10 protein-coding genes and 1 pseudogene are annotated in these 11,611 nt (G+C 62.5%); 9 read left to right on the forward strand and 2 right to left on the reverse strand.

Translation table 11 applies throughout. The annotated features are described in order from the left end of the window. Positions 1 to 11: 11 nt before the first annotated feature. The 9 genes and pseudogenes from A8V01_RS08160 to A8V01_RS29180 all read left to right on the forward strand — a co-directional run. Positions 12 to 413, forward strand: a complete 402-nt coding sequence (locus A8V01_RS08160) for a RidA family protein (RefSeq protein ID WP_170065878.1) — start codon at positions 12 to 14, stop codon at positions 411 to 413. Next, the gene (locus tag A8V01_RS08165) at positions 410 to 1,810 is read left to right on the forward strand and encodes an aldehyde dehydrogenase family protein (RefSeq protein WP_103095424.1); all 1,401 of its coding nucleotides are present in this window, start codon (positions 410 to 412) and stop codon (positions 1,808 to 1,810) included. Before A8V01_RS08160 ends, A8V01_RS08165 begins: the two co-directional genes overlap by 4 nt. Before the next feature lie 41 nt (positions 1,811 to 1,851). Continuing rightward, positions 1,852 to 3,330: a (S)-6-hydroxynicotine oxidase NdpB gene (ndpB, locus tag A8V01_RS08170; protein ID WP_425437287.1), complete on the forward strand. Its 1,479-nt coding sequence runs from the start codon at positions 1,852 to 1,854 to the stop codon at positions 3,328 to 3,330. Next, positions 3,323 to 3,802, forward strand: coding sequence for a c-type cytochrome (locus A8V01_RS08175; protein WP_103095426.1), 480 nt, complete (start codon positions 3,323 to 3,325; stop codon positions 3,800 to 3,802). Before ndpB ends, A8V01_RS08175 begins: the two co-directional genes overlap by 8 nt. Before the next feature lie 122 nt (positions 3,803 to 3,924). Further along, a complete protein-coding gene (locus A8V01_RS08180; protein WP_103095427.1) occupies positions 3,925 to 4,545 on the forward strand; it encodes a flavin reductase family protein in 621 nt (206 codons plus the stop codon). Between the two features lie 146 nt (positions 4,546 to 4,691). Continuing rightward, entirely contained in the window at positions 4,692 to 5,441 is a 750-nt protein-coding gene (locus A8V01_RS08185; protein ID WP_103095428.1) for an electron transfer flavoprotein subunit beta/FixA family protein, read from the forward strand. Next, on the forward strand, positions 5,438 to 6,367 hold the full coding sequence (locus A8V01_RS08190; RefSeq protein ID WP_103095429.1) for an electron transfer flavoprotein subunit alpha/FixB family protein: 930 nt from the start codon (positions 5,438 to 5,440) through the stop codon (positions 6,365 to 6,367). The genes A8V01_RS08185 and A8V01_RS08190 overlap by 4 nt, the downstream gene beginning before the upstream one ends. A 930-nt stretch (positions 6,368 to 7,297) precedes the next feature. Next, positions 7,298 to 7,474 carry a hypothetical protein gene (locus A8V01_RS28545; protein WP_170065879.1) on the forward strand — a complete coding sequence of 59 codons (177 nt, stop codon included), beginning with the start codon at positions 7,298 to 7,300 and terminating at the stop codon, positions 7,472 to 7,474. 96 nt (positions 7,475 to 7,570) lie between these two features. Continuing rightward, a pseudogene (locus A8V01_RS29180) lies at positions 7,571 to 7,672 on the forward strand (IS481 family transposase); the annotation flags it as partial. A 119-nt stretch (positions 7,673 to 7,791) separates the two neighbouring features. Here A8V01_RS29180 and modA read toward each other — a convergent pair. Both modA and A8V01_RS08205 read right to left on the reverse strand, forming a co-directional pair. Next, positions 7,792 to 8,607 carry a molybdate ABC transporter substrate-binding protein gene (gene modA, locus A8V01_RS08200; RefSeq protein ID WP_103095430.1) on the reverse strand — a complete coding sequence of 272 codons (816 nt, stop codon included), beginning with the start codon at positions 8,605 to 8,607 and terminating at the stop codon, positions 7,792 to 7,794. After that, entirely contained in the window at positions 8,607 to 10,748 is a 2,142-nt protein-coding gene (locus A8V01_RS08205) for a TonB-dependent receptor (protein WP_103095431.1), read from the reverse strand. Before A8V01_RS08205 ends, modA begins: the two co-directional genes overlap by 1 nt. Positions 10,749 to 11,611 lie beyond the last annotated feature (863 nt).

An 11,611-nucleotide genomic window follows, 5' to 3' on the forward strand; every position in this document is an offset into this window, starting at 1 on the left:
GCGATTACTGCATGTCGATCGCCGTCCGCGCCGGCGACCTCGTGTTCATAGGCGGTCTCACCGCAGTGGACGCATCGGGTAACGAACTGCACCACGACGATGCCGCGCTGCAGTTCAAGGTCGTCTACGAACAAATGGGCAGGATACTTGCTGCTCACGGGGGATCGGCGGCGGACGTCGTCAGCGAGACCATCTACTATTCCTGCACAGGCGAAGAGTACTCCGAGCGCCTATTTCCGCACCGGAAGGAGTTCTACCGCGATTGCGACGGGCCTTCCGTCGCAGGGGTGCAGGTCGCGGGTTTCATCAGCGCGGCGATCCGCGTCGAGGTCACATGCGTGGCGCACATCCCGAAGGGAAGGCCCGCATCCGCCACTTCTCCATTCCACATAGAGCGACAGGATCAGCAATGACCGCTTATAAGATGCTTATCGACGGGCAGCTCGTCGAAGGGCCCCGCACGATCCCGGTGATCGATCCATCGACCGGAGAGCCGTTCGCGGATGTCTACGTGGCCGACGGCGCGCAGATCGACGAGGCGGTGCAGGCCGCGGTCAGCGCCTTCCCCGAATGGGCGGCAACATCCTGGTCCGAACGTCGCAAGTGCCTGATCGAGTTCGCACGGCGACTGGACGAGGAAGCGGACGCATTCGCGAGCCTGCTCGTACGTGAGCAGGGCAAGCCATGGGGCGAGGCGCGCTACGAGGTCGATGCGACTGTGCGTGGCATCCGGTTCTACGCGGACGTCGAGCTTCAGGCCGAAGTTCGCGATCATCCCACGGGACCCTACGAGGTCGAGCGGCGTCCGCTTGGAGTGGTGGCCGCGATCACCCCCTGGAACTTCCCGATGATCTTGGCGAGCAACAAGTACGCGCCTGCCCTCATCACCGGTAACACGGTGGTGCTGAAGCCCGCGCCGTCGACTCCGCTGACGACACTGGAACTCGGTCGTCTGGCAGCTGACGTTTTTCCGCGCGGCGTCTTCAACATCGTGGCCGACGCCAACGATCTTGGTGCTCGTCTAGCCGGCCACCCGGATGTAGCGAAGGTGTCGTTCACTGGCTCCACTAATACGGGGAAGGCAGTGATGCGCAGCGCCGCCGACGATATGAAGCGGGTGACGCTGGAACTCGGTGGCAACGATCCGGCGATTGTTCTTGCCGACGCAGATCTGGAGGCTACCGCGAGGGGTCTGGCCGCTACCGTGTTCCTGAACGCCGGTCAGGTCTGTGCTGCACCCAAGCGTCTCTATGTAGCCGCCGAAGTGTACGACGACTTTCGCGACCGGTTCGTCGCTGCGACACGCGAGATTAAAATGGGTGCCGGCGATGAGGACGGCGTGACCCTCGGACCGGTGCAAAACAAGATGCAATTCGATAAGGTCCGCGGCATGATCGAGGAGGCGGCGGCATCCGGCACAGTGCTTACTGGAGGCCATGTAGCCAATCGGCCTGGCTACTTCATCGAGCCGACCGTCATCGCCGATTTGGCGGACAACGCCCCTCTGGTGACTGACGAGCAGTTCGGTCCGGTCGTTCCGCTCCTGCGCTTCACCGACGAGGCCGATGCGGTCGCACGCGCTAATCTTGGAGCGTACGGCCTGGGCGCGTCCATCTGGACCCGTGATCTGGATCGTGCACGCGAACTCGCCCGTGGCATCACGGCCGGTAGCGTCTGGATCAATCAGCACACCGCGATCCATCCCGAAATTCCGTTCGGAGGCGTCAAGCAGTCCGGTCTCGGGTCGGAAGGAGGACTCGAAGGCGTGAACGAGTACACCCGGCTTCAGGTGATTAACCCCGCCGCGTGATCCCCAACGGGGGATCGGGGGCGGAGAGGAGACGAATGACTATGACGATTACGATGGACGGGGATGAGGGTACGGCGACGGGCGGCCGGATCAATCGGCGCTCGCTGATGAGGTTCGGGGCCGCGGCCGCCGGTGCTATCGCCTTGGCGAGCTGCGCCAAGGAAAACCCGAACCGGGAGGCGCGCGACGGAAAGGACAAAGGCCCCTACGACGTCGCCGTCGTAGGGGCCGGCTACGCTGGAATCACGGCTGCGCGCGAGTTGGCGGCCAAGGGCTGGCGGGTGGTGGTGTTGGAGGCGCGTCCGCGGATCGGCGGACGGACGTTTACGAGCACTTTCCTCGGGCGACAGATCGAGCTCGGCGGCTCCTCGGTCCATTGGGTCCAGCCGCACGTTTTCGCCGAGATGCAGCGGTATGGCTTCGGGTTCGAGGAGGTCCCCTTGCGCGATCTCGACAAGGCATACGTCATGACTGCCGACGGAAAGGTCCACGATGTTGCGCCCGAGCGCTTCGACATTGGATACAATGACGCGTTCGACAAGTTTTGCGCCGATGCCAAGACGCTCTTTCCGCAACCCTTCGCGCCGTTCTCCAACGCGGAAGTGGCGAAGCTCGACATAATATCGGCTGCCGAACGAATGGCGAAGCTGGATCTAGACCCAATCCAACGCGCGTCCCTGAATGCGGAACTGGTGCTGTACGCGGGCTCTTCCACGAACACGTTCAGCTACATGAGCTACGTCAAGATGTTTGCCGCGGCCGCGTGGGACCCCTATACCTTCACGGACTCCGAGAAACACTGGCATATTGCCCGAGGCGGCACTGCGGCCCTCGCCAAGGCGATACTCGACGACAGCAAAGCTGATGTCAGGCTCGGCACGGTCGTAAAGCAGGTGGAGACGACAGCGGGCGGCGTGACACTGAGAACGGCTGACGGCCAGTCAATCGAAGCCAAGGCGGCCATATTCACGCTTCCAACCCAGGTCTATCCCGATATTGAGTTCAAGCCGGGCCTCTCCGCGGAAAAGCAGGCGTTCATCAAAAACGGCGATCTTTGCGACGGCGCAACTATGTACATGCGGATCAAGCAGAACCTTGGCAACACCTTCACCTTCTGCGACGATCCCAACCCGCTCAGTGCCATCCAGACTGAGGAATCCGACCCGGAGATTGGCACGATTCTGAAGGCGACGCTCGGTCGCCAATCGCTCATCGACATCAATGATCAGGATGCGGTCAACGCCGAACTGCGCAAGATCCATCCCGGAGTCGAGATCACCGACATCGCTCCCTACAATTGGGTTAAGGATCCCTTCTCAAAGCAAGCGTGGCCAGCATACCGCGCCGGCTGGTTCCGCAAGTACAAGGACATGGCGAAGCCGGAAGGGCGGCTATTCTTTGCCGGCTCTGGCACTGCCGATGGCTGGCACGCCTATATCGATGGAGCCGTCGAAAGCGGCATCCGAGCCTGTCGCGAACTAACCGCGATGCTCGAAAAGGAGACGAACAAAAATGGATGACACCTCGCCGAACTCCGGCGTGTGGGCGGTATTCGCTATTATGAGCCTCGCCGCGCTCGCAGCCTGTTCGAAGCAGCCGGCAAGCGGGAGCGGACAGGGTGGCGGCTCCGCCGCGACGCAAACGACGTCCACCGACTATTCCGCACTGGCGCAGAGCCCGATGCGGGTCCAGGCTGGAAAGAAGATCTTCACTAACTGTGCGGTTTGCCATTCGGCCGAGACCGGCGCGCCGTCACCGGCGGGACCCAATCTCGCCGGGGTGGTGGGGCGCAAGATCGGAAGCGTGGCGGGTTATCCCTACTCGGAAGCGTTGGCGAAGGCGAACGGCAGCTGGACTCCCGAGAAGCTGGACGCCTTCTTGAAGGACCCGATGGCGGCGTATCCGGGCACGGCGATGGCGTTCGGCGGTCTTGCCAAGGATGGCGACCGTAGGGCGGTCATCGCGTATCTCGCAGGCACGGGCGCGAAGTAGGAGCGAGCAGTCGTCGTTCTATGCCCTAGGCGTCCGGCGGCGGTTCACCGACATCCTCGCCGCGAGGCGGAAGCCCGGCTCCGTGACCAAATGAAAGTCAGGTCGAAGCAGGACGTAACGACATGAGCGACTGGCACTTCTATGAACCTCGCGCAGGGCATGGTCTCCCCAGGGACCCGTTGCGCGCGATTCTGGGACCGAGGCCGATCGGGTGGATATCTACCCGATCGGCCTTAGGGGCGGCCAACCTCGCGCCCTACAGCTTCTTCTCCATGCTGGGCGACAAACCGCCGATCGTAGGCTTCTCCAGTATCGGTGAAAAGGATACCCTAGCCAACATCCGAGACACGGGCGTGTTCGCCTGCAATCTGGTCACACGCCGCCACGCCGATGCAATGAACGAGACATCGCGCTCGGCGGCGCCTTCGACAAACGAGTTCGAAGTAGCGGGCCTCGAAGCGGCCGCCTGCACGGTCATCGAGTGTCCCCGTGTCGCGGAGGCGCCGGCGGCTCTGGAGTGCCGCCTCATCGACGTGCATCCGCTCACGGATTCGTCGGGAGCGCCGGCGGGCGCCTGGCTCACTATCGGTGAGATCGTGGGCGTCCACATCAACTCCGCGTTCCTGCACAACGGCCTGTTCGACACGGCTGGAGCCGGCATCGTGCTGCGGGCTGGCTACGCCGCCAACTACTTTGAGATCGCACCTGAGGCGGCATTCTCCATGCGTCGCCCGGCGAGCTGACCGAAGGTGGGCCTTCTCACTGAGACAGAGCTCAGACCTTCGCCTCGCTCTTCGATAGGACCTACCCACCATTAATTCTTCTTGCGTATAATTAAGCGCGGTCGTAACTCGTTAGGCGAATGTCCGATCGACCGGGAGGGAAGCTGATGAAGATGCTGGTACCGATCAAGCGTGTGCTTGACTACAACGTCAAACCGCGCATCAAAGCTGACGGAGCAGGGGTTGAACTCACGAACGTCAAGATGAGCATGAACCCGTTCGACGAGATCGCAGTTGAGGAGGCGATCCGGCTAAAGGAGAAGGGGCTGGCGACCGAGGTGGTTGTCGTTTCGGTAGGCGAGGTGAAGGCGCAGGAGACGCTGCGCACAGCGCTCGCCATGGGCGCGGACCGAGCGATTCTGGTCACGAGCGACCGGAAGGTGGAACCACTTGGCGTAGCGAAGGTCCTGAGGGCGATCGTCGACGAGGAGCAGCCGCAGCTGGTGATCCTCGGCAAACAGGCGATCGACGACGACAACAGCCAGACGGGGCAGATGCTGGCAGGACTTCTCGGATGGGGGCAGGCGACGTCCGCGTCGCATGTCGAGCTCGCCGGCGACTGCGTGACAGTGACACGCGAGATCGACGGCGGGCTTGAGACGGACCGCTATTGCCTGCCTGCGATCATAACGGCCGACCTGCGCCTAAACGAGCCACGGTACGCCTCCCTCCCCAATATCATGAAGGCCAAGTCCAAGCCGCTGGCGCAGAGGAGCGCTGACGATTTCGGTCTGGATCTCTCGCCTCGCCTTGAGACGCTTCGCGTGGTCGAACCGCCAGCTCGCGCAAGCGGGGTGAAGGTCGCCGACGTCGACGAACTTGTCATGAAGCTGCATGCTATGGGAGTCGCGAAGTGAAAACGCTAGTCTGGGTCGAGCACGACGGCAACTCCGTCAAGGATGCCACTCTTTCGGCGGTTACCGCCGCATCGAAACTAGGCGACGTCCATCTGCTGCTGGTCGGTCAGGACGTCCAGGGCGTTGCGCAGGAAGCGGCCGGGATCTTCGGCGTCGATAAGGTGCATATGGCCGACGATGCGGCTTATGCTCATCAACTGGTGGAAAACGTCGCACCGCTCGTGGTCCAGCTCATGGCCAGTCACGACGCCTTCGTCGCGCCGGCCACCACCGGGGGCAAGGCGATCGCACCACGCGTGGCGGCCCTGCTGGACGTTATGCAGATCAGCGACATCCTGTCCGTGGAGGCTCAGGACACGTTCACGCGGCCGATCTACGCGGGCAACGCCATTGCCACCGTCCGATCGTCTGACGTGAAGAAGGTCGTCACCGTTCGCACCACCGCGTTCGAGAAGGCTCCTCGCGAAGGCGGTAGTGGAGCGGTCGAGGCTGTTCCCACGTCCGGCGACAAGGGACTGTCCTCGTTCATCGGGCAGGAGATCGCCGCGTCGAACCGTCCCGAACTGACGAGCGCGCGGGTCATCGTCGCGGGCGGGCGTGCGCTTGGCTCCGGCGAGAAATTCGCGGAACTGATTGAGCCTTTGGCCGACAGGCTGGGCGCGGGTGTCGGTGCCAGCCGGGCCGCCGTCGATGCGGGATATGTGCCGAACGATTCTCAGGTCGGTCAGACCGGCAAAATAGTCGCTCCGGAGGTCTACGTGGCGGTTGGCATCTCGGGGGCCATCCAGCACCTCGCCGGCATGAAGGACTCGAAGATTATCGTCGCCATCAACAAGGACGAGGATGCGCCCATCTTCCAGGTCGCGGATCTGGGCCTCGTCGGCGACCTCTTCGAGATTGTGCCGGAACTGACCCGCAAGCTCTGAGCTGCCGATCGGCTGCCCTCCATCGGCGTGTGACGTCGCTGGAGGGCCCCCTTAAGGGGAGTTCGTTTGCGACGCTCTCGCAACCGACCCTGAACTCGGACCGGAGCTCCCCTAAGGACGGCCCGACGGTTCGCCGCCCAGCGAGTTCACGGCTGACCGTTCATTCCGCTTTGGCCAACACGCCCGCCACACGACCGGCATCGACTTGTAGGCCGGCGTCCCGCTTACCTTGTCGTGTCTGCCGCAGTATCGGTCGTTGTTACTGTATGTGAACGGACCCTAGGGTTCGATGGTGCGATCCTTTCGTTAGAATAGAAAAAAGCTTTATGGGACAGGTTCGTCACCATGAGCGAAGCCGGGTTGCATTTCATCAAGGCCCGGTTACGCGATGTTATCCTCGATCCTGACGCCCAAATTCAAGCGATGATCACCCACCTCTTCGAAACGTTTTTGAGGATCGTATCGGCGTCCTCTTCCCATGTCGGGTACGCAGCAGCAAGCAGGTGGTCTTCCAACCGCTGACCGTACCGACCACCATGCGAACTCTGCACAATCCTTGCTCCGCAGGTTTTATGCCTATGACAGCATCTTTGCCGCCGGTCCGTCGATCGGAAGCAGCAGCTCCGCAAACGTGACGCCAAGAATTGGCTTGCCTGCATCCCGGATGCCCACCCCGGCGACATCGGTAGGGATCAATTTCAACACAACCTAAGGCTCTTCGAAACCGATGGTCGAGCCTATCAGACCGCGTGCGCCTCACCGCCCCCGCGAAGGCGCGGCCCTGGTGCAAGGGCAGGTTATATGCGGGCGTTGCGGAAGCCATATGAGAGCCCGGTGTGCAACCGGCGCGGCCAGGTGGAAATTCGGTATCTGTGCAGTCGCTCTTCCGCATCCCGCTGCGAGCCCCCCTGTCAGTCGATCGCGGCAGAAATGACGCCGGCGCCCGTGGAGTTGGCGGTAGATATCAGGAAAGAGATCGCGCATCGCAACGGCGAAGCGGATGACCTCCGGCTCCGCGCTGTAGAGCGTGCCGGGATCGATGCCGGACTGGCGCAGCGCCGGTTCATGCTGGTCGATCCCAACAACCGCTTGGTTGCCGCCACATAGGAACGAGAATGGAACGACAAGCTGCGCTCGCTGACTGAGCTACAAGAGGACAGAGTGCGTGTTTTGAGCCAAGACCAGCTGAACATGGAGGATTCAATTCAGCGGATGAACCGGACCATCAAAGAGGCGACCGTCAAGCGCTTCCACTACGAGAGCCACGACCAACCTCGGACGCATCTTGCCGACTTCATGGCCGTCTAGAACTTTGCCCGCTGGCTCAAGACACTGGGCGGCCTCACACCCTTCACCAAAATCTAAACGGCAAAAACCAAACGGTTCACCGTCAACTCGAACCGCCAGATGCTGGGACTAAACGCCTAGCGAGCGCCAAAGCCGTATGCTGCAAGCAGGGTCTGGCTTTCCGGGGATAGCAGATACAGCGCCAGCTTGCCAGCCGCCGCCTCGCGCAGCGGATCGTGCGAGGTCGTCACCACGACCATGCCGTAGTCGGCCTTGATCGCTAATTCGGGCGGAAGTTCCGCTTTGTCCACGCTGGGGTCGGGGGTGGTCTTGCGCGAGCTGCAATAGCCGATCGAAACGTCGGTGCCGCGTTCCAGCATGGCCTCGCCCTGGCTGGTCGCCTTGCTTGGCGCGGGGGTAACGGTGCCGCCGACGACCGCCTGCGCCTTGGCCCTGAGCACCGCAGTGGCGCCGGGACGAACGCTGTCGGCCTTATCGAACAGTTCTTGGGCATAGTCGCCGCCGGGATCTGCCTTGGGCGTGGATGTGCCGATGCGCACTTTTGGATCGAGAAGGCGGTCGAGCACGTTGGCGCTCGTCATGCCGACGGCGGGCAAGGCGTAGACGCACAGCCGGTTGCGGGCGAACACCGCCGCCGCGCTCGCCTTGCCCTGGGCATGGAGGCGTTGCGGATGAGTCATGTTGGCGGAAACGAACAGATCGGCGCGCTCACCCGCCTCGATCTTCTCGCGCATCAGGCCGGCAGGGCCGGTCTGGAGATCGACATGCTGCCCGGTCTCGGCCTCGAAGCGCCTCAGCATCGCGCCCAGAACCCCGGTGGTGCTGCCGGCCGCATAGACGGTGAGGACCGGCGCGGGGCTTTGCGCCACCGCGACGTTCGGGATGGTGCTTGCCACCGCGATCAGCGCAAGTGCTGCGATGCGGACGGACATCACAGCGCCACCTGCATCTGCACGCGCACCGAGCGCGGCGCGCCCAGCGTGCCGGTGCCATCGTCAGTGCTGTTGTAGCCGTTCTGCCCGGTGGGAGTGATATTGGCCCAGTAATGCTGGTTGAACAGGTTGTTGACGCTCAGGCGCAGGGCGAGGTCCTGCCCGTTGATGTGCGTCTGGTAACGGATGCCAAGGTCGACCAGCGTATACCCATCGACGAAATCGGTATTGCTGTAGTTGCCGGGACGCTCGCTGACGTGGCTAACGTCGGCGCTAAGCGTCACTTCCGGCAGCATCGGCAGGCGGTATTCGCCCAGCAGGTTGAACGCCAGCTTGGGCAGGCCTAGGATTTGCTTATCGCTGGTCAGCGCCGATCCGGTGTCGAACAGCTTGGGATCGAGCACGGATACCCCTCCAAACAGGTTGAGGTCGTCGGTGATGCGGCCGTTTGCGGTAAGTTCCACGCCGCGGTTACGCTGGCGGCCCTGCTCGCGGTAGATGTTGTCCGGGCCCGTGAAGGCATAGGGCCGCTCTATCTGGTAGGCGGCCAGAGCCAGGGCCAGGCGGCCAAGGTCGAGCTTGTAGCCTGCCTCCCATTGTTTGCTGCGATAGGGGGAAAGCCCCTCGCCGGCATTGGCGGCAGCAGCGGGGGCAGCATCACCCTGTTGCAGGCTGCTGGCATAGGTGACGTAGGCGGTCATGTTGGCGCGCGGCTTGACGATGAGACTGGCGGTGGGGCTCAGCCCGTTGTCCTTGTAGCGCGATGTGACGGTGCCGGTACGGTTGATGTTGCGCGCGCTGATCCAGTTCTGGCTAGCGGCAAGCAGGACCGATACCGTGTCATTAAAGCTGATCGTATCGCCGAACGTGATCGCCTGCTGCCGCGTGGTCTGTGCGTGGAAGCGGTCCTTGAAGTCCGGCAGCACGGGCTGGTCAAAGCTGGCAGGGTTCGCCAGGTTGCCGCTGCCCAGCGTGATCGCGCCGGTCTGGAACGGTGTGTAGCGCTTCCACAGGAAACCGGTTGTGCCGACGAACACTTCATTGCGGATGCCGGCCAGGTCCAGCTTGCCGCGCAGGGTGGCGTTGTTGCTCAACACCCGGTCGAGGCTGAATGTGGTGTTCACCGTGGTCGCGCGGTAGTCGCCCGCGCTGTTGAGGATGGTCAGTGTGGGTACTGTCGAGGCACGGTCGTTGGTCATGTACAGGACCCCGCCGCTCAGTTGCCAGTCACTGCCCAGATTCTGGAACAGGCGGCCACTGGCGATAAATGTCTCGTTGTCGTCCCCGGCCCACTTGTAGCCATAGCCTGCGCGTTTGGGATTGGGTGGAATGCTGGCGAAGCTGACCCCGCGCGCCAGCGAGAACGTGCCGGGAAAGCCCGTTGCGGTGTAGCGGTAATAGCTGGTGTTCACCTCGATGCGGGTGGCCGGCGCGGGGCGCAGGTCGAACGAGGCGCTGGCCAGCTTACGGCGCAGGTTGCTGGCGTCGGCGTAAGTCTCGCCCTCCTGCGAAAGCAGATTAATGCGTGCGCCGAACAACCCGTCGGGGCCTGCCCGGCGGCTGAGATCGACATGGGCCAGCACGTTTCCGCTGCTGGTGTAGCCTAGCTTGAACGCGCTCAAGGACTGGTCGGTAGGCCGCTTGAACACGTAGTTGAATGTTCCAGCGGGGCTCGCCGGGCCGTAAAGCGCACCGGCGAGCCCGTTCAGCACTTCGATCCGGTCGAACTGCTCGATGGCATAGTCCGTGGTCGCGGCGATGTTGAGGCCGTCGATGCGCGTGTTCTGGACGACGCCGGCCTGCATCCCGCGCGATTGCGGGCGGATGTTCTCGCCCTGCACCGAGGGGATGTAGCGGAAGAGTTCGCGCACATTCTGGAGTTGCTGGCTTTCGGCCAGGTTCACAGGGACGACGCTGATCGAATAGGGTGTGTCGAGCGGGGACTTCTCGCCCAGCGGACCGACTGCCACCTTGCGAGTGCGGTAAGTATCGTCCTCGGAAGGAAGCACGCCGTTGACGATGATCTCGCCGCCGCCGTCTGCCTGGGCCTGGGCCTGGGCCTCGCTCGCGGGCACGAAGACCACCATCGCCAGCGCGTGCAGGCTGCCTGCGATACAAGTGCTTGTGGTTGATTTTCGCATTGATAGCCCCCTGTTTTCACGCGCTCTATATTCTAATGGATATAGAAGGCAATTATCCCAAGGGGTGCGGTTCCGGATTTCCAGAGCGGTCGACCACTACTAAGCGAGATTTCTTGAGCACTATCAGATGACAGCCGCAGAGCCGACCCATTGTTACCCTTCAAAGGTCGAATTCGGCTCCCTCGGTACAGACCTTCTGCTTTTTCGCCAGTGCGCGACCCAATCCAGATGTTTTGGACGCCTATTCGGAGCGTCGGGGCAACAGTAAACGCAACAGTCTTGGCAGTTTTAGTGGCTTATTGTGAGATAAAACGGGAGGCTCCCGCTCTGGTTGGCCGCCCCACTTGTCGTCGCTTGCGAACGTTTCTTCGCTCCAAGCCTGTCACTGGCACCTGATGGTCGCTGGGCCGCAGCACCCTCATCTTTCGCCGCACGGATTGTCGGGAAAGGCAAAGTCAGGGTTATCGATTAAACTGCGATCGGTCAGAGCGTCCAGATAAGCCAGAACTTGGGTCGCTTAGTCGGCATCCAAAGCGAGCCGATGGCGATCAATCGCTTCGTGGCGCCTCCGGGCGGACCCATTGTGGAACCACGGCCCGGTCACGGCGACGTTGCGCAGCGGCGGCGTGCGGAAGCGCCCTTCGTCAGCCGTCTGCTCCGTGGCCTCTGCCAGACCGCGATCCGCGTGATTGCCGCGCAGGCTTTTCCGGTCCTACGATATAGCGCACGTCCCGCGTAAACGGCAGCCTTGCCACAAGGGGGCACCTCAAGGTTCGTTCGCCAGACAACGCTAAGCCGGAGATGTCTCTGAAACTCTGCAATAACCTTTTTGCATGCCTGCCCCATTGCGCGGGTCTAGCCTG

The organism is Novosphingobium guangzhouense, assembly GCF_002896965.1.
Taxonomy (GTDB): domain Bacteria; phylum Pseudomonadota; class Alphaproteobacteria; order Sphingomonadales; family Sphingomonadaceae; genus Novosphingobium; species Novosphingobium guangzhouense.